The sequence below is a fragment of the Salipiger mangrovisoli genome (genome assembly GCF_015223355.1).
GTDB classification, from domain to species: Bacteria; Pseudomonadota; Alphaproteobacteria; order Rhodobacterales; family Rhodobacteraceae; genus Salipiger; species Salipiger mangrovisoli.
Genome location: NZ_JADFFK010000002.1, coordinates 234,997 through 252,207, shown reverse-complemented (window position 1 = coordinate 252,207; position 17,211 = coordinate 234,997). Strand labels below are relative to the sequence as shown.

Genomic DNA, 17,211 nt, shown 5'->3' with positions numbered 1-17,211 from the left:
GCCATGACCTCGATCTACGACGCCATCAAGAAGGACCATGAAACCCACCGCGCCCTGCTCGAGCGCATCGACGCAACCAGCGGCGACAGCCCGGAACGCCGCGAGGCGTGGGAGTCCTTCTATCGCGACATCAAGTCCCACTCGGCCGCCGAGGAAGAGGAGTTCTACGCCGAACTGATGAAGCACACCTGGGGCCAGGATGCCGCCCGCCACTCGGTGCATGAACATGCCGAGATGGACGAGATCCTCGAGGAGCTGAACGAGATGGACATGTCCTCGCCAGGCTGGCTGACTCGCTTTCGGACGCTCAAGCATGACTACGAGCACCACATGGACGAGGAGGAGGAAGAGGTCTTCACCCGCGCCCGCAAGGTGGTCGGCGAGCAGGACAACGACGCCTACGGCAAGCGTTTCCTGGACCGGAAGAAGAAGGAGCTGGGGCTGATCGAGAAGAAAAAGGAAGATCATCTCGAAGATTGATCCGCCACCCGGGCCGCGCGCTGGCCCTCAGCCAGCGCCGCGGCAAACACGCCCCGCCCCTTGCGACCCAGCCCTTTTGGCGCTCTGGACATCCGCACCCGGATGCGTTGCCCGCCGGGGTCGCGCGCGGCTCTCGCCACTTGGGCTGGTATCCAGGGTTCAGGGCCCACCTGCTTCTGCATGGCGCTCGCGGGCGGGCGGCGCGGCGCGCGCCGGGCGAGCCAACGTCGAGGCAACGTCGAGGCAATTCTCCGCCTTCCCCAGCGTCGAATCGTTCCATTTTTGTTCGCGATCTGAGATAGAGCACAAATGCCACGCGCGGGGCGCGAAAGCCGCGTGACATTTGCTCGATCCGGGGGCTATATTTCGACAATGACACAAAGCGCCGCGCAACATCTGTCCGATTTCCTGGGGGAAGACCGGTTCGCCACCGTGATGGCGGATCCGCCGTGGCGGTTCACCAACCGCACCGGAAAGGTGGCCCCAGAGCACAAGCGCCTGGCGCGCTACCCGACGATGACGCTGGACGAGATCTGCGCGCTGCCCGTCGCGGACCACCTGCAGGACACGGCGCATTGCTACCTCTGGGTGCCGAACGCGCTGCTGCCCGAGGGGCTGCAAGTGCTCAAGTCCTGGGGCTTCGAGTACAAGTCGAACATCGTCTGGCACAAGATCCGCAAGGATGGCGGCTCGGACGGTCGCGGCGTTGGCTTCTATTTCCGCAACGTGACCGAACTTCTGCTCTTCGGGGTGCGCGGCAAGTACGCCCGCACCGAAGACGCGGGCCGGCGGCAGGTGAACATGCTTCAGACCCGCAAGCGCGAGCACTCGCGCAAGCCGGATGAGCAATACGCGCTGATCGAAAGCTGCTCGAAGGGGCCCTATCTCGAGATGTTCGGGCGCGGGGTGCGCGACGGTTGGACGGTCTGGGGCAACCAGGCCGACGCCGATTACAAGCCTACCTGGAAGACCTACAGCTACAATTCGAGCGTCGCCGCCGAGTAAACCGCCCGGCGGTCAGCCCTGCAGGATCGCATCCGGCAGGCCGATCAGCACCAGCGGGCACGGGTTGCCGACGCCGCGGCGCACCCGCTCGTCGAGCTTCGACCAATGCGTGGTGGCGGTGCCGAACTTGTCGGCGACGAACTTGCGGGCGAAGGCCTCGGGGAAAGACATGCCCTTGGCGAGCTGCGCCTCGACCGCAGCGCGCTGCTTGGCGGTGCGGTCGCCGATGCCGAGCCGTTGCAGGTCTTCCTCGGATTGCAGCCCGTTCGCCTCGAGCCAGCCACGGATCCGCGGCAGCATCCGGTCCTGCAGCGTCGAGCCGCGGGTCACCACGATCCCCAGAGAGATCGCCGACTGTGCATGCAGGCGCTGAAAATTCTCGAGATCGCGGTCGAAGAACGGGTCCTTGTTGTTCCACTCGATCTCGAGCGCCAGCCGCCCCGCCCCGGCGCGGCGCACGTGGTCGATCTCATGCGAAATCGAGTCGCGCTCGACGCCATCGACGATGGTCTGGACAAGGAAGTTGTGCTTCTCCCAGCCGCGGGCGCTGAGCGCGCGCCGCAGTCTCTGGGTCTGCCCCGACTCGCCGCCGCCGCCGGCGATCAACTCTGAAAGCTCGATGGTGAACTCCGAGAGCGTCTCGACCAGCTCGGCCGTCTCCTCGGGGAAATCGACGCTCAGGATCGCCGCGGCATGGTTGCGGACTTCCACATCGAAGCCGCGGGATCTGAGCGTCTCTAGCATCGGGATCATTCCTGCGGGATGACCCGCAGCGACAGGTCCATCAGCTGGTCCGAGGCAGGCACGGAGGGCGCCTGCATCATCAGGTCCTCGGCGCGCTGGTTCATCGGGAACATGATGACCTCGCGGATGTTCTGCTCATCCGCCAGCAGCATCACGATCCGGTCGATGCCGGCCGCGCAGCCGCCGTGCGGCGGGGCGCCGTAGTGGAACGCCTGGTAAAGCGCGCCGAAGCGGTTCTTGACCTCTTCTTCGCCGTAACCGGCGATCTCGAAGGCCTTGAGCATGATCTCCGGCTTGTGGTTCCGGATCGCGCCCGAGACCAGCTCGTAGCCGTTGCAGGCCAGGTCGTACTGGAAGCCGCGCACGTCCATCGGATCGCCCAGCAGGGCGTCCATGCCGCCCTGCGGCATCGAGAACGGGTTGTGCTCGAAGTCGATGTCGCCGGACTCGGCATCCTTCTCGTAGATCGGGAAGTCGACGATCCAGGCGAATGCGAAACGGTCGGTCTCGGTCAGGCCGAGCTCGGCGCCGATCACGTCGCGCGCCTTGCCCGCCACGCGTTCGAAGCTCGAGGGCTTGCCGCCGAGGAAGAAGGCCGCGTCGCCGACACCCAGGCCGAGCTGCTGGCGGATCGCCTCGGTGCGCTCGGGGCCGATGTTCTTAGCCAGCGGGCCGGCGGCTTCCATCGCGCCGTCGGTCTCGCGCCAGAAGATGTAGCCCATGCCGGGCAGACCCTCTTTCTGGGCGAAGGCGTTCATCCGGTCGCAGAACTTGCGCGAGCCGCCGGTGGGCGCGGGGATGGCGCGCACCTCGGTGCCCTCCTGCTCGAGCAACTTGGCGAAGATCGCGAAGCCGGAGCCGCGGAAGTGCTCGGAGCAGTCCTGCATCTTGATCGGGTTGCGCAGGTCGGGCTTGTCGGTGCCGTACCACTTGGCCGCGTCGCGATAGGAGATCTGCGGCCATTCGCCGGGGGCGTCGACCCTACGGCCGCCGCCGAACTCCTCGAAGATGCCCGCGATCACCGGAGAGATCGTGTCGAAGACGTCCTGCTGCTCGACGAAGCTCATCTCCATGTCGAGCTGGTAGAAGTCGGTCGGCGAGCGGTCGGCGCGCGGGTCCTCGTCGCGGAAGCAGGGCGCGATCTGGAAGTACTTGTCGTAGCCCGACACCATGATCAGCTGCTTGAACTGCTGCGGGGCCTGCGGCAGCGCGTAGAACTTGCCCGGGTGCAGGCGCGACGGCACGAGGAAGTCGCGCGCGCCCTCGGGCGAGGACGCGGTGATGATCGGCGTCTGGAACTCGCGGAAGCCGTTGCCCCACATGCGGCGGCGGATCGAGGCGACCACATCCGAGCGCAGGGTCATGTTGCGCTGCATGCTCTCGCGGCGCAGGTCGAGGTAGCGGTAGCGCAGGCGCGTCTCTTCCGGGTACTCCTGCTCGCCGAAGACCATCAGCGGCAGCTCGTTCGACGCGCCCAGCACCTCGATGTCGCGCACGAAGACTTCGACTTCACCGGTCGGGAGCTTGGCGTTCACCAGCTCGGGGTCGCGGGCCTTCACCTCGCCGTCGATGCGGATGCACCACTCAGAGCGCACCTTCTCGACGTCCGCGAAGGCGGCGCTGTCAGGGTCGCACAGGACCTGCGTGATGCCGTAATGGTCGCGCAGGTCGATAAAGAGAATGCCGCCGTGATCGCGGATGCGGTTCACCCATCCGGAGAGACGGACGGTCTCGCCGACGTTGGCCTTGGTCAGATCTGCGCAGGTATGGCTGCGATAGGCATGCATGGCTCTTGCCCTTCGGAAACTGCTGGAAAGTTAGGCGCCGATACACCGCTAGAGCCACGGGAAGTCAAGGGAGGCCCACGGTATTTGCCATATTTCGTTCATGTTGTAACGTCTGGGAACCTTTTTGCGATTCCGAACGTTTTCGACCTTTTTCAAACAGGGAATATCTTAGGGGGTCCGGCAATGTGGCAATCCGTCCTCGAACGCATTTTGAAAAGACTCATTGTTGAAGGCCGCTTGCGGGTCACCTGGCCCGACGGCATGAGCCGCGACTACGGTCCCGGCGCCGGTCCCAAGGCCGAAGTGACTCTCACCGACGACAGCATTGTCGCCGCGCTGTGCCGAAACCCGGTGATGGCCCTCGGCGAGGGCTACATGGATGGCAGAATCGACTGCCCGGCGCACAAGCTCTACGAATTCGTCGCGCTGCTGGTGCGCAACCAGCAGTCCGGCAGGATGCCAAGCTGGTTCACCGCGATGGACCGGATGCGGGTTGCGCTGCGCGGCATAGAGCAGCGCAACAACCCGCTGCGCTCGCAGTCGAACGTGAAACATCACTATGACATCTCTGACGACCTTTACCGGCTCTTTCTCGACCAGGACATGCAGTATTCCTGCGCCTATTTCACCGATCCGGGACTCAGCCTCGAGGCGGCGCAGAAAGCCAAGAAGAACCATATCGCGCACAAGCTGCTGCTGAAGCCCGGCATGCGGGTGCTGGACATCGGCTGCGGCTGGGGTGGCATGGCGCTGACGCTGGCGCGCGACTACGGGGCGCATGTCACCGGGGTCACCCTGTCGGAGAACCAGCTTGCCACCGCCAAGCGCCGCGCCGAGGAGGCCGGGCTTGCGGACAAGACCGAGTTCCGCCTGCTCGACTACCGCAAGGTCGAGGATGCGTTCGACCGCGTGGTCTCGGTCGGGATGCTGGAACACGTCGGCTTCCCGCACCTGCAGGAGTATTTCACCAAGGTGCAGAAGGTGCTGAAGCCGGATGGCGTCGCCCTGATCCATACCATCGGGCACACCGCCCCACCGGCCCCCACCTCGCCGTGGATCGACAAGTACATCTTCCCGGGCGGCTACGTGCCAAGCCTGTCCGAGGTGTCTGCGGCGGTCGAACGGTCCGGCCTCTGGGCCACCGACGTCGAAATTCTGCGCGGCCATTACGGCCCGACGCTCAATCACTGGCGGCGACGCTTCGAGGCGGCGCTGCCGAAGGTGCGCGAGCTGGGCTACGACGAGCGCTTCATCCGCATGTGGCGACTCTACCTCGTGGTCTGCGAGGCGGCCTTCGAGGAAACCCGCCAGGGGGTCTTCCACCTGCAACTGTCCCGCAAGCAATACGCGGTGCCCACCACCCGCGATTATCTGCACGGCCACAGCGAACAGGAAATGCTCCACGCCGCGCAATGAGCGCCGCCCCGGCAGCCTGCCGCTCCGCCCCGCGCCGCGATGGTGCGGGCTTCGCTTGAGAATCCCGAGCCGCAGCCTTGACGCTGCGACAGCTTTCACGTCATCCCCCGTCACCGGCTTTTGCTTTGCAGAAGGAAACAAGGCGGATCTGGGGTTGCGTGGGCAAAGCTTCTGTCTATAACGCACGACAATTTGCGGGGAGCGGCGACTCCAGCGCGTGCTGCCCCATGCCCGACCGCGACAGACATGACATGAAGGTGCCCCCATGCCCAAAAGAACCGATATCAAATCCATCATGATCATCGGAGCGGGGCCCATCATCATCGGGCAAGCCTGCGAATTCGACTACTCCGGCGCACAGGCCTGCAAGGCCCTGCGCGAGGAAGGCTACCGGGTCATCCTGGTGAACTCGAACCCGGCCACAATCATGACCGACCCCGAGCTCGCCGATGCAACCTACATCGAGCCGATCACCCCCGAGGTCGTCGCCAAGATCATCGAGAAGGAGCGCCCCGACGCGCTGCTGCCGACGATGGGCGGCCAGACCGGCCTCAACACCTCGCTGAAGCTCGAGGAAATGGGCGTGCTCGAGAAATTCGGCGTCGAGATGATCGGTGCCAAGCGCGACGCCATCGAGATGGCCGAGGACCGCGCCCTGTTCCGCGAGGCGATGGACCGCATCGGCCTCGAGAACCCGCGCGCCACGATCGTCACCGCGCCGAAGAAGGCGAACGGCAAGGTCGACCTCGACGCCGGCGTCGCCATCGCGCTCGAAGCGCTCGAGGACATCGGCCTTCCGGCGATCATCCGTCCCGCCTTCACCCTCGGCGGCACCGGCGGTGGCGTGGCCTACAACCGCGAAGATTACATGCACTTCTGCCGCACCGGCATGGACGCCTCGCCGGTGAACCAGATCCTCGTCGACGAGTCGCTGCTGGGCTGGAAAGAGTATGAAATGGAGGTCGTCCGCGACAAGGCGGACAACGCGATCATCGTCTGCGCCATCGAGAACGTCGATCCGATGGGCGTGCACACCGGCGACTCGATCACCGTGGCACCGGCGCTGACCCTGACCGACAAAGAATACCAGATCATGCGCAACGGCTCGATCGCCGTGCTGCGCGAGATCGGTGTCGAGACCGGCGGCTCGAACGTGCAATGGGCAGTGAACCCCGAGAACGGCCGCATGGTGGTGATCGAGATGAACCCGCGCGTGTCGCGTTCCTCGGCGCTGGCGTCGAAGGCCACCGGCTTCCCGATCGCCAAGATCGCCGCGAAGCTGGCCGTGGGCTACACGCTCGACGAACTCGACAACGACATCACCAAGGTGACCCCGGCCTCCTTCGAGCCGACCATCGACTACGTCGTCACCAAGATCCCCAAGTTCGCCTTCGAGAAGTTCCCCGGCTCCGAGCCCTACCTCACCACCGCGATGAAGTCGGTCGGCGAAGCCATGGCGATCGGCCGCACCATCCACGAGTCGCTGCAGAAGGCGCTGGCCTCGATGGAATCCGGCCTGACCGGCTTCGACGAGGTCGAGATCCCCGGCGTCGATGTCGACCTCTGGTCGAACGCCCCCGAGAAATCGGCGGTGATCAAGGCGATCAGCAAGCAGACCCCGGACCGCATGCGCACCATCGCGCAGGCGATGCGCCACGGCCTGTCGGATGACGAGATCCACGGCGTGACCATGTTCGACCCGTGGTTCCTCGCCCGCATCCGCGAGATCGTCGAGGCCGAGGCGCAGGTCCGCGAGCAGGGCCTGCCCACCGATGCCGACGGGCTGCGCGCGCTGAAGATCATGGGCTTCACCGACGCCCGCCTCGCCAAGCTGACCGGCTTCGCCGAGAAGGACGTGCGCAAGCGCCGCACCGATCTGGGCGTTGTCGCCAGCTTCAAGCGCATCGACACCTGCGCCGCCGAGTTCGAGGCGCAGACCCCCTACATGTACTCGACCTACGAGATGCCGATGATGGGCGAGGTCGAATGCGAGGCGCGCCCGTCCGACCGCAAGAAGGTGGTGATCCTCGGCGGCGGTCCCAACCGCATCGGCCAGGGCATCGAGTTCGACTACTGCTGCTGCCACGCCTGCTTCGCGCTGACCAATGCCGGCTACGAGACAATCATGGTCAACTGCAACCCCGAGACCGTGTCGACCGACTACGACACATCGGACCGTCTGTATTTCGAGCCGCTGACCTTCGAGCACGTGATGGAAATCCTGCGCGTCGAGCAGGAGAACGGCACGCTGCACGGCGTGATCGTGCAGTTCGGCGGCCAGACCCCGCTGAAGCTTGCGAACGCGCTGGAAGCCGAGGGCATCCCGATCCTCGGCACCACGCCCGACGCGATCGACCTCGCCGAGGACCGCGAGCGCTTCCAGGCGCTGGTCAACCAGCTTGGCCTGAAGCAGCCGCGCAACGGCATCGCCTCGACCGACGCGCAGGCGCTGGCCATCGCCGAGGACATCGGCTTCCCGCTGGTGATCCGCCCCTCCTACGTGCTGGGCGGCCGGGCGATGGAGATCGTCCGCGACATGGCCCACCTCGAGCGCTACATCGCCGAGGCGGTGGTGGTTTCGGGCGACAGCCCGGTGCTGCTCGACAGCTACCTGTCGGGCGCCATCGAGCTTGACGTCGACGCGCTCTGCGACGGCGAGGCCGTGCACGTCGCGGGCATCATGCAGCACATCGAGGAGGCCGGCGTGCACTCGGGCGACAGTGCCTGCTCGCTGCCGCCCTTCTCGCTCTCGGACGAGATCATCGCCCAGATCAAGGTGCAGACCGAGGCTCTGGCCAAGGCGCTCAACGTGGTCGGCCTGATGAACGTGCAGTTCGCGATCAAGAAGAACGAGCAGGGCGTCGAGGAGATTTACCTCATCGAGGTGAACCCGCGCGCCTCGCGCACCGTGCCCTTCGTCGCCAAGGCCACCGACAGCGCGATCGCCTCGATCGCCGCGCGGATCATGGCGGGCGAGAAGCTCTCGGCCTTCCCGCTGCGCGCGCCCTACCCCGAGAACGCCGATTACGACACGGCGCTGCCGCTCGCCGATCCGATGACGCTGGCCGATCCCAACATGCCGTGGTTCTCGGTGAAGGAAGCCGTGCTGCCCTTCGCCCGCTTCCCCGGCGTGGACACGATCCTCGGGCCGGAAATGCGCTCGACCGGCGAAGTCATGGGCTGGGACCGCTCGTTCCCGCGCGCCTTCCTCAAGGCGCAGATGGGCGCGGGCACGCACCTGCCCGAAGAGGGCGCTGTGTTCATCTCGATCCGCGATCAGGACAAGACCCCGCAGATGATCGAGGCCGCGCAGATCCTGTCGGACCTCGGCTTCAAGATCCTCGCCACCGTCGGCACCGCGAAGTTCCTCGAGGCGGCCGGGATCACCTGCGAGGTGGTCAAGAAGGTCTACGAGGGCCGTCCCAACGTGGTCGATCTTCTGAAGGACGGCGGTGTGCAGCTGGTGCTGAACACCACCGAGGGCGCGGCGTCGATCTCCGACTCCAGCGCCATCCGCTCGGTCGCGCTCTATGACAAGATCCCCTACTTCACCACCGCCGCCGGTGCCCATGCCGCGGCGCAGGCGATGCAGGCCCGCGAAGAGGGCGAGCTGGTGGTCAAGTCGCTGCAGGCGTAAGCCTCCACGATCAGAGACAGGAAAAGGGGCGGGAATTTTCCCGCCCCTTTTTCTTTTGGGCCTTCGAGCGCGCTACGCCCCCCGCCCGGACTCAAGGCGAGGCCGCCGGTCGAGCGGCTGCCCGTCCCGGCGGGCTGGCGCTTTGTTTGCCTCGAGCCGAGGTCTAGGTCACACGGACTTGGCTGGAATAAACTGCTGACCTCCAGCGCCGGAGCGCCCCCCACGGGCAGGCCCTCGCCCGGCTATCGTTTGCGCTAGACCCCCAGATACCGCTCCGCCACCTCGCCCTTCACCTCGGCGAACACCCCGTCCCAGACCGAGCGCCCACGTTCAAGGATCACCGCGCGGTCGGCGACCTGCGCAAGTTCCGCCAGCGCCTTGTCCACCACAAGGATCGACAGCCCGCTGTCGCGCTTGAGCACCCCCAGCGCATCCCAAATCTCCTGCCGCACCAGCGGGGCCAGGCCCTCGGTTGCTTCGTCCAGCACCAGCAGCCGCGGGTTGGTCATCAGCGCGCGGCCGATGGCGAGCATCTGCTGCTCGCCCCCCGAGAGCGTGCCCGCCACCTGCCCGCGCCGTTCGGCGAGGCGGGGGAAGAGCACCTCGACCTTCACCTGATCCCAATGTCCGGGCCGCGCGGCGGCGATCAGGTTCTCGGTCACCGTCAGATCCCGAAAGCAGCGCCGCCCCTCGGGCACCAGCCCAACCCCCAGCCGCGCCACCCTGTGCGACGGCAGCCTGCCGATGTCCTGCCCGGCAAAGCGCCGGACACCGCCAGCCGCCATCATCCCGCAAAGGCAGCGCACCGTCGTGCTCTTGCCCATGCCGTTGCGCCCCATGAGCGCCAGCACCTCGCCCTCGGCAATCTCCAGCGACACGCCGAAGAGCGCCTGCGACGCCCCGTAGGACGCGGTGATCTCGTGCAACTCCAGCAGGCTCATGACGCATCCCCGAGATAGGCGTCGCGCACTTCCGGGCTGCGGCGGATCTCCTCGACCGTGCCGGTGGCGATGATGCGCCCGTAGACCAGAACCGAGATGCGGTCGGCGAGGGCGAAGACCGCGTCCATGTCGTGCTCGATCAGCAGGATCGGTGCCTCGGCGCGCAACCGATCGAGGATGCCGGTCAACTGCTTGGACCCCTCGCCGCCAAGACCGGCCATCGGCTCGTCCATCAGGAAGGCCCTGGGCTGCAGGGTCAGCGCGACCGCCACTTCGAGCTGGCGGCGCTGGCCGTGGCTCAATTCGCTGACCACCGTGGCGGCGTGGCCCGCCAGCCCCATGCGCTCCAGTGCCGCTGTGGCGCGGCCCCTCAGCTCCGCCCGCTTCAGCGCCGGCCGGAAGAAACGGTAGGGCGAACTCATCGCCCCCAAGGCACCGAGCACCGCGTTTTGCAGCACCGTGTCCTCCATCGCCAGCGCCGAGACCTGGAAGGTCCGCGCCAGCCCCATGCGCGCGCGGGCCATGGTGCTCAGCGCGGTCACGTCGCGGCCGAGGAAATGCACCGTGCCCTCGTCGGGCGCAATGTTGCCCGAGAGCTGCTTGATCAGCGTCGATTTGCCCGCGCCGTTCGGCCCGATCACCGCGTGGATCTCGCCGGGTCGCAGGTCGAGCGTGATGCCGTCGGACGCGCGCAGCGCCCCGAAGCTCTTCACCAGCCCGCGGGTTTGCAGAACCGGCTCAGTCATGCGCCCGTCCCCGTCCCGCCAGCAGCCCCACGAGGCCGCCCCGCGCGAAGAGCACAACCGCCAGCAGCAGCAGCCCCAGCCAGATGTGCCAGAACTCGGACATGTCGCCGAGCCAGTGCTCGAGCATCACGAAGACCCCCGCCCCCACCACCGGGCCGAACAGCCGCCCGACGCCGCCGAGGATGATGAACACCATGATCTCGCCGCTGGTCTGCCAGCTGAACATGGTCGGGCTGACGAAGCGGTTCAGATCGGCAAAGAGCGCCCCTGCAAGCCCGGTGATCGCGCCCGAGACGACGAAGCCCACCAGTTGCAGGCGCTTGGGGTCGAGCCCCACCGCCTGCACCCGGTCCGGGCTCTGCCGCGCCGCGCCGAGCGCGAGGCCGAAGGGGCTGCGCGCCAGCAGCCGCGCGCCCAGCAGCACGAGGCAGAGCACCGCGTAGCAAAGGCCGAAGAACTGGATCGGGTCGAGCGTGTTCAGACCCGGGAAGCCGTTGCGCACGTAGATCGACAGCCCATCCTCGCCGCCGTAGCGGCTCCAGGAGATCGAGAAGAAGTAGAACATCTGCCCGAAGGCCAGCGTGATCATGATGAAGTAGACGCCCGAGGTGCGCAGCGCGAGCAGCCCGATCAGCAGCGCCGCCAGCGCCGAGGCCAGCACCGCCAACAGCCAGATGAGGGGCATCGAGGTGGAGCCCTCGAACAGGAACGGCCACTCGAACAGCGGCTCGTAGTCCTGCACGTGGCTGGCGAGGATGCCCATGGCATAGCCGCCGATGCCGAAGAAGGTGGCGTGGCCGAGGCTCACCAGCCCGCCGATCCCCAGCGCGATGTTCAGCCCCACCGCCGCCAAAGCGAGGATCGCCGCGCGGGTCGCCAGCGTGATGGTGAAGGGCTCGCCCATGACATGCGCCGCCAGCGGCACCAGCCCGAGCGCCAGCAGCACCGCCGCGTTGAGAAGTCCCTCGCGGCTCATGCCCTTGCTCCGAATAGTCCGGTGGGTCTCCAGACCAGCACCGCCGCCATCAGCACGTAGATCGCCATCGAGGCCAGCGCCGCCCCGGTCTGCGTGGCGGCGGCGGGCTCCATGAAGAGCGCCAGCAGCTGCGGCAGGAAGATGCCGCCCAGGGTGTCGGTGAGGCCCACCAGCAGTGCGCCGACCAGCGCCCCCTCGATCGAACCGATGCCGCCGATGACGATCACCACGAAGGCGAGGATCAGCACCGGTTCGCCCATGCCCACCTGCACCGACTGGATCGCCCCCACGAGCGCCCCCGCCAGCCCCGCCAGCGCCGCGCCGAGCGCGAAGACCAGCGTGTAGAGCCGGGCGATGTCGACGCCGAGCGCGGCGATCATCTCGCGGTCGTTCTCGCCGGCGCGGATGCGGATGCCGAGCCGGGTGCAGGCGATGAGCCAGAACAGCAGCGCCGCGACCACCAGCCCCATGCCGATGAGGAACAGCCGGTAGAGCGGGTACTGGATGCCGCCCGGCAGCGTCACCGGGCCCGACAGCGCCTGCGGAATGTCGAGATAGAGCGGGAACGACCCGAAGATCCAGCGCGTGCCTTCCGAGAAGATCAGGATCAGCGCGAAGGTGGCCAGCACCTGGTCGAGGTGGTCGCGGTCGTAGAGCCTGCGGATCACCAGCCGCTCGACCAGCGCGCCCGCGGCGGCGGCGGCGGCCAGCGCGGCGACCAGAGCCAGAAGAAACGAGCCGGTGGCGACCGCCGTGGCGGCGGCGGCGAAGGCCCCGACCATGTAGAGCGATCCATGGGCGAGGTTGATCAGCCCCATGACGCCGAAGATCAGCGTCAGCCCGGCGGCCATGAGGAACAGCATGACGCCGGATTGCAGCCCGTTCAGCACCTGCTCGGCGATGAGGATGGGGGTCATTCGAAGGTCCGTCTCTCGTCATGCGCGGGCGCCTGCCCGCGCGCCCGGCAGAAACGCCGGGGTCGGACGCGGCCCTGCCCGGCTTTCGCCGAAGGGCCGCGCCCGGCTGCGTCACATCTTGCACTCGTCTTCGTAGGCGTGTCCGCGGTCCTCGATCGCCGTGCCGACGATCTTGTTGGTGAGGATGTCACCCTCCTTCACCACCTCGCGGACGTAGATGTCCTGAATCGGGTGGTGGCTCGGCGAGAACTTGAACTCACCACGCACCGAGCTGAAGTCGGCCTCTTCCAGCGCCGCGCGGAAGGCGTCCTTGTCGGCGATGTCGGCTTTTTCCAGAGCCGAGAGCAGCAGCAGCGCGGTGTCGTAGCCCTGCGCCGAATAGAGCGAGGGCAGACGGTCGTACTTGGCGAGGTATGCCTCGACGAAGTGCGCATTGCTCTCGTTCTCGAGGTCCTTGTTCCACGACGAGGTGTTCTTCACCCCAAGCGCCGCGTCGCCCACTGCTTGCAGGATATTCTGGTCGAAGGAGAAGGCCGGACCCACCAGCGGCAGCTCGACGCCGCTGTCGGCATATTGCTTGAGGAAGGAAATCCCCATGCCGCCGGGCAGGAAGAAGAACACGCTGTCGGCACCCGAGGCGCGGATCTGCGCGATCTCGGCGGCGTAATCGGTCTGGCCAAGCTTGGTGTAGACCTCGCCGGCCAGCTCGCCCTTGAAGAAGCGCTTGAAGCCGTTGAGCGAATCCTTCCCGGCCGGGTAGTTCGGCGCAAGGATGAAGGTCTTCTTGAAGTCGGCGCCGGTGGCATAGGCGCCCGCCGCCTCGTGCAGGTTGTCGTTCTGATACGACACCGAGAAGTAGTTGGGGTTGCAGCCCTTGCCCGCCAGCTGCGCCGGGGCGGCGTTGGTCGACAGGTAGAACAGCCCCTGCGCCGTCGCCGCCGGCACCACCGCCATCGCGAGGTTCGACCAGACGATGCCGGTCAGCAGGTCCACCTTGTCGGACTGGATCATCCGGTCGGCGATCTGCACGGCGACGTCGGGCTTCTGCTGGTCGTCCTCGACCACCACGTCGAGATCATCGCGACCGGCTTCCTCGACGGCCAGCATGAAGCCGTCGCGGGTGTCGATGCCAAGGCCCGCGCCGCCGCCCGAAAGCGTGGTGATGAGCCCGACCTTGACCTCGGCCGAAGCTGCCGTGGCGCAGGCCAGCAACGCCGCGGAAGCGAGAAGATGTTTCAGCATTCTTGTCTCCCTGTGTCCCTTGTGCGGCCGCCTCTTCCGGGCGGCCCCGCTGTTGATTGTGGCCAGTCTTGGTCAGACGTAACGGAAAGACAATGCAGGAAAAGCGCGGCTGTGCGGCCGCGTGGCCTTTTCGCCCTCATTGCGATCATCCCTCCCTTGAGCGGCCGGAGTGGGCGCGCCCCGGCTTGCCAGCCTGCGCCGGATGCGGGATGACTTGGACATGAGCGAGACACCTCCAGACAGCGCCACGCGCCTGCGGCTGCGCATCCTCTTCGGCACCGACGCGATGCTCGGACCGGGCAAGGCCGACCTGCTGGAGCATATCCGCGAGACCGGCTCGATCGCCGCCGCGGGCCGCGCCATGGCGATGAGCTACAAGCGCGCCTGGAGCCTCGTGGAAGAGATGAACTCCGCCTTCCGAGCGCCGCTGGTGGACAGCAGCCGGGGGGGTGCCAAAGGCGGCGGCGCGCATCTGACCGAGACAGGCGACGAGGTGCTGGCCAATTATCGCGCGCTGGAAGAGACCATCGCCGTTGCCGGGGCCGACCGCATAGAGACCCTGCGAGGATTGCTTCGGCCAGCGCAGCACCCTGCCTCCGATATTCCCGAGGGGAAATAACGCTTGCCGCGCCGGGATCCGATTGCGATATGTTCACGCGAATATATCACTTTCCGAGGATTGCCCCCCATGCCCTTTGCCCGCCGCCTGCGCCCGCTCGTCGCCGGAGCCCTGCTCATCGTCCTCCCCCTTGCGGCACAGGCCGAGGAGGTGGTGGTATTCGCCGCCGCCAGTCTGAAAACCGCGCTGGAAGATATCGCCGCCGACTACGAGGCTCGGACCGGCGACGAGATCACCATCTCCTTCGCGGGCTCCTCGGCACTGGCGCGGCAGATCCAGCAAGGCGCACCCGCCGACATCTTCATCTCGGCCAACGAGGCCTGGATGGATGAGCTCGAGACGGACGGCCTGCTCGAACCCGGCACGCGCAGTGACCTTCTGCGCAATTCCATCGTACTGATCGCCCATGGCACCGAGGCCGAGCCCGTCGAGATCTCGGACGCGCTCGACCTGCCCGCGTTGCTGGGCGACGGCCGGCTCGCCATGGCGCTGGTCGACGCGGTGCCGGCGGGCATCTACGGCAAGGCGGCGCTGGAGTCGCTCGGGCTCTGGCCGCAGGTCGCCCCGCGCGTCGCCCAGGCAGACAACGTGCGCGCCGCGCTGGCACTGGTCTCGACCGGAGAGGCGCCGCTCGGCATCGTCTACGCCACCGATGCCGCCGCGGACAAAGCGGTCTCGGTGATCGGCACCTTCCCCGAGGACAGCCACGCGCCGATCATCTACCCCGCAGCACGGCTTTCCGGTCGCGACGGCGTTGCCGCGGCGGACTTCCTGAGCCACCTGCACGGCGACGAGGCGCGTGCCGTCTTCGAGGCGCAGGGCTTCGTGATGGCCGCCCCAGCCGGCACTGGCAGCTGACACATGGAGTGGCTTGGTCCTGAGGAATGGCAGGCGGTGCGGCTCTCGCTGCGGGTCTCGCTCTGGGCCACGCTCTTCGGCCTGCCGCCGGCGCTGCTGGCGGCCTATGCGCTGGCACGCTGGCGCTTTCCCGGCAAATGGCTGCTGAACGGGCTGGTGCACCTGCCGCTGATCCTGCCGCCGGTGGTCACCGGATACCTGCTGCTGCTGACCTTCGGCACGCGCGGCCCGGTGGGCTCGGTGCTGCAGGAGATCGGCGTGGTCTTTGCCTTCCGATGGACCGGTGCCGCGCTGGCCGCCGGGATCATGGCCTTCCCGCTGCTGGTGCGCGCCATGCGCCTGTCGCTCGAAGCAGTGGACCCCAAGCTGGAGCAAGCCGCCGCCACCCTTGGCGCCTCGCGGGTCTGGGTTTTCCTGACCGTCACCCTGCCGCTGATCCTGCCCGGCATCATCGCCGGGTCTGTGCTCGGATTTGCCAAGGCGATGGGCGAATTCGGCGCGACGATCACCTTCGTGTCGAACATCCCCGGCCAGACCCAGACCCTGCCCTCGGCAATCTACGCCTTCCTGCAGGTGCCCGGTGGCGAAAGCGCCGCGCTGCGGCTGGTGGCGGTCTCGGTTGCCGTGGCCATGTCGGCCTTGCTGCTGTCGGAATGGCTGGCGCGGCGGGCACAGCGGCGGGTGGCGGGCACATGACGCTTTCGGTGACGATACAGCACCGGTTCGCGGGCTTCGACCTCGATGCCCGCTTCGAGGCCCCGGCGGGGATCACCGCGCTGTTCGGGCGCTCGGGGTCGGGAAAGACCACCATCGTCAACGCCGTCGCCGGGTTGCTGCGGCCGAACGCCGGGCGGGTGGCGGCTGAAGATCACGTGCTGTTCGACACGGCGCGGGGGGTCTGGCTGCCGCCGCACAGGCGGCGCGTCGGCTACATCTTCCAGGAAGGTCGGCTGTTCCCGCACCTCTCGGTTCGGCAGAACCTGCGCTATGGCACGTGGTTCTCGGCACAGCGCCCAAGACCCGCCGAAGAGAAACGCGTGATCGAGATGCTTGGCATCGGCGCGCTGCTCGAGCGCCGCCCCGGCGCGCTTTCCGGCGGCGAGAAGCAGCGCGTCGCCATCGGGCGCGCGCTGCTCTCCGCCCCGCGCATGATCCTTGCGGACGAGCCTCTGGCGGCGCTGGACGAGGCGCGGAAATCCGAAATCCTGCCCTATTTCGAGCGGCTGCGGGACGAAGCCTCCATTCCCATCCTCTTCGTCAGCCACTCCGCCGCCGAGGTCGCGCGCCTGGCCACCACGGTGGTCGCGCTCGAAGCCGGACGGGTCACCCGGCAGGGGCCGGCCGCCGAGGTTCTGGCAGATCCGGCCGTGACCCCGCTCGGCGCGCGGGCCGCCGGCGCGGTCCTGAGCTGCCGGGTCACCCGGCACCATGACGACGGCCTCACCGAGCTTGACGCGGGCGGGACACCGCTGTTCATTCCCCGGCTTGGCGCGGCACCGGGCACCCCGGTCCGGGTCCGCATCGCGGCCCATGACGTGATCCTGTCGAGGCAGCGGCCCGAAGGGCTCTCGGCGCTGAACATCATCAGCGGACGGGTGCAGGAAATCCGGTCGGGTGATGGACCAGGGACGCTGGTTTCGCTGGAAACCCCCGCCGGACGCCTGCTTGCCCGCATAACCCGGCGTTCGGCCGAGGCGCTGGTTCTCGCGCCCGGGGTTGCCTGCCACGCGGTCATGAAGACTGTTGCCGTCGCGCCAGAGGACATCGGCGGCCTAGGCGGGCCTACCGGTCAAGGATTGCTTTGATATTCCAGCTTCAATAGATTTCCCCTGCGTAAGCTTTT

General features: G+C 67.2%; 15 protein-coding genes. 8 read left to right on the top strand and 7 right to left on the bottom strand.

Features of this window, described 5'->3' with window-relative positions; genetic code table 11:
• The first annotated feature begins 3 nt into the window (after nt 1–3).
• Together IQ782_RS04555 and IQ782_RS04550 are read left to right on the top strand one after the other, a co-directional pair.
• A complete protein-coding gene (locus tag IQ782_RS04555; protein ID WP_194133431.1) occupies nt 4–480 on the top strand; it encodes a hemerythrin domain-containing protein in 477 nt (158 codons plus the stop codon).
• Nucleotides 481–852: 372 nt separating this feature from the next.
• Nucleotides 853–1,485, top strand: a complete 633-nt coding sequence (locus IQ782_RS04550; protein WP_194133430.1) for an MT-A70 family methyltransferase — start codon at nt 853–855, stop codon at nt 1,483–1,485.
• A 12-nt stretch (nt 1,486–1,497) separates the two neighbouring features.
• Here IQ782_RS04550 and IQ782_RS04545 read toward each other — a convergent pair whose 3' ends face one another.
• Together IQ782_RS04545 and aspS are read right to left on the bottom strand one after the other, a co-directional pair.
• A complete protein-coding gene (locus tag IQ782_RS04545) occupies nt 1,498–2,229 on the bottom strand; it encodes a BglII/BstYI family type II restriction endonuclease (protein WP_194133429.1) in 732 nt (243 codons plus the stop codon).
• 5 nt (nt 2,230–2,234) lie between these two features.
• The gene (gene aspS / locus IQ782_RS04540; RefSeq protein WP_194133428.1) at nt 2,235–4,016 is read right to left on the bottom strand and encodes an aspartate--tRNA ligase; all 1,782 of its coding nucleotides are present in this window, start codon (nt 4,014–4,016) and stop codon (nt 2,235–2,237) included.
• Between the two features lie 183 nt (nt 4,017–4,199).
• Here aspS and IQ782_RS04535 point away from each other — a divergent pair, with 183 nt between their 5' ends.
• Together IQ782_RS04535 and carB are read left to right on the top strand one after the other, a co-directional pair.
• Nucleotides 4,200–5,432 carry an SAM-dependent methyltransferase gene (locus tag IQ782_RS04535; protein ID WP_194133427.1) on the top strand — a complete coding sequence of 411 codons (1,233 nt, stop codon included), beginning with the start codon at nt 4,200–4,202 and terminating at the stop codon, nt 5,430–5,432.
• Nucleotides 5,433–5,697: 265 nt separating this feature from the next.
• Nucleotides 5,698–9,069, top strand: coding sequence for a carbamoyl-phosphate synthase large subunit (carB, locus tag IQ782_RS04530; protein WP_194133426.1), 3,372 nt, complete (start codon nt 5,698–5,700; stop codon nt 9,067–9,069).
• Between the two features lie 254 nt (nt 9,070–9,323).
• Here carB and IQ782_RS04525 read toward each other — a convergent pair whose 3' ends face one another.
• The 5 genes from IQ782_RS04525 to IQ782_RS04505 form a co-directional block, all read right to left on the bottom strand.
• Nucleotides 9,324–10,010 carry an ABC transporter ATP-binding protein gene (locus IQ782_RS04525; RefSeq protein ID WP_194133425.1) on the bottom strand — a complete coding sequence of 229 codons (687 nt, stop codon included), beginning with the start codon at nt 10,008–10,010 and terminating at the stop codon, nt 9,324–9,326.
• Nucleotides 10,007–10,756 (bottom strand): ABC transporter ATP-binding protein, encoded by a 750-nt coding sequence (locus tag IQ782_RS04520; RefSeq protein ID WP_194133424.1) that lies wholly within the window; start codon nt 10,754–10,756, stop codon nt 10,007–10,009. The genes IQ782_RS04525 and IQ782_RS04520 overlap by 4 nt, the downstream gene beginning before the upstream one ends.
• On the bottom strand, nt 10,749–11,732 hold the full coding sequence (locus IQ782_RS04515) for a branched-chain amino acid ABC transporter permease (protein WP_194133423.1): 984 nt from the start codon (nt 11,730–11,732) through the stop codon (nt 10,749–10,751). Before IQ782_RS04515 ends, IQ782_RS04520 begins: the two co-directional genes overlap by 8 nt.
• Complete coding sequence (locus tag IQ782_RS04510; RefSeq protein WP_194133422.1) at nt 11,729–12,649, bottom strand: branched-chain amino acid ABC transporter permease; 921 nt, start codon at nt 12,647–12,649, stop codon at nt 11,729–11,731. The genes IQ782_RS04515 and IQ782_RS04510 overlap by 4 nt, the downstream gene beginning before the upstream one ends.
• Before the next feature lie 111 nt (nt 12,650–12,760).
• Entirely contained in the window at nt 12,761–13,891 is a 1,131-nt protein-coding gene (locus tag IQ782_RS04505; RefSeq protein ID WP_194133421.1) for an ABC transporter substrate-binding protein, read from the bottom strand.
• A gap of 220 nt (nt 13,892–14,111) precedes the next feature.
• Here IQ782_RS04505 and IQ782_RS04500 point away from each other — a divergent pair, with 220 nt between their 5' ends.
• The 4 genes from IQ782_RS04500 (at nt 14,112) to modC (ending at nt 17,173) form a co-directional block, all read left to right on the top strand.
• Nucleotides 14,112–14,510: a winged helix-turn-helix domain-containing protein gene (locus IQ782_RS04500; protein ID WP_240989084.1), complete on the top strand. Its 399-nt coding sequence runs from the start codon at nt 14,112–14,114 to the stop codon at nt 14,508–14,510.
• Nucleotides 14,511–14,579: 69 nt separating this feature from the next.
• A complete protein-coding gene (gene modA / locus IQ782_RS04495) occupies nt 14,580–15,368 on the top strand; it encodes a molybdate ABC transporter substrate-binding protein (RefSeq protein WP_194133420.1) in 789 nt (262 codons plus the stop codon).
• Between the two features lie 3 nt (nt 15,369–15,371).
• Entirely contained in the window at nt 15,372–16,064 is a 693-nt protein-coding gene (gene modB, locus IQ782_RS04490; protein ID WP_194133419.1) for a molybdate ABC transporter permease subunit, read from the top strand.
• A complete protein-coding gene (modC, locus tag IQ782_RS04485) occupies nt 16,061–17,173 on the top strand; it encodes a molybdenum ABC transporter ATP-binding protein (RefSeq protein WP_194133418.1) in 1,113 nt (370 codons plus the stop codon). The genes modB and modC overlap by 4 nt, the downstream gene beginning before the upstream one ends.
• Nucleotides 17,174–17,211 lie beyond the last annotated feature (38 nt).

Coding starts and splice junctions, on each gene's coding strand:
- IQ782_RS04555 (WP_194133431.1), top strand. CDS start 4: ATGACCTCGATCTACGACGCCATCAAGAAGGACCATGAAACCCACCGC.
- IQ782_RS04550 (WP_194133430.1), top strand. CDS start 853: ATGACACAAAGCGCCGCGCAACATCTGTCCGATTTCCTGGGGGAAGAC.
- IQ782_RS04545 (WP_194133429.1), bottom strand. CDS start 2,229: ATGCTAGAGACGCTCAGATCCCGCGGCTTCGATGTGGAAGTCCGCAAC.
- aspS (WP_194133428.1), bottom strand. CDS start 4,016: ATGCATGCCTATCGCAGCCATACCTGCGCAGATCTGACCAAGGCCAAC.
- IQ782_RS04535 (WP_194133427.1), top strand. CDS start 4,200: ATGTGGCAATCCGTCCTCGAACGCATTTTGAAAAGACTCATTGTTGAA.
- carB (WP_194133426.1), top strand. CDS start 5,698: ATGCCCAAAAGAACCGATATCAAATCCATCATGATCATCGGAGCGGGG.
- IQ782_RS04525 (WP_194133425.1), bottom strand. CDS start 10,010: ATGAGCCTGCTGGAGTTGCACGAGATCACCGCGTCCTACGGGGCGTCG.
- IQ782_RS04520 (WP_194133424.1), bottom strand. CDS start 10,756: ATGACTGAGCCGGTTCTGCAAACCCGCGGGCTGGTGAAGAGCTTCGGG.
- IQ782_RS04515 (WP_194133423.1), bottom strand. CDS start 11,732: ATGAGCCGCGAGGGACTTCTCAACGCGGCGGTGCTGCTGGCGCTCGGG.
- IQ782_RS04510 (WP_194133422.1), bottom strand. CDS start 12,649: ATGACCCCCATCCTCATCGCCGAGCAGGTGCTGAACGGGCTGCAATCC.
- IQ782_RS04505 (WP_194133421.1), bottom strand. CDS start 13,891: ATGCTGAAACATCTTCTCGCTTCCGCGGCGTTGCTGGCCTGCGCCACG.
- IQ782_RS04500 (WP_240989084.1), top strand. CDS start 14,112: ATGAGCGAGACACCTCCAGACAGCGCCACGCGCCTGCGGCTGCGCATC.
- modA (WP_194133420.1), top strand. CDS start 14,580: ATGCCCTTTGCCCGCCGCCTGCGCCCGCTCGTCGCCGGAGCCCTGCTC.
- modB (WP_194133419.1), top strand. CDS start 15,372: ATGGAGTGGCTTGGTCCTGAGGAATGGCAGGCGGTGCGGCTCTCGCTG.
- modC (WP_194133418.1), top strand. CDS start 16,061: ATGACGCTTTCGGTGACGATACAGCACCGGTTCGCGGGCTTCGACCTC.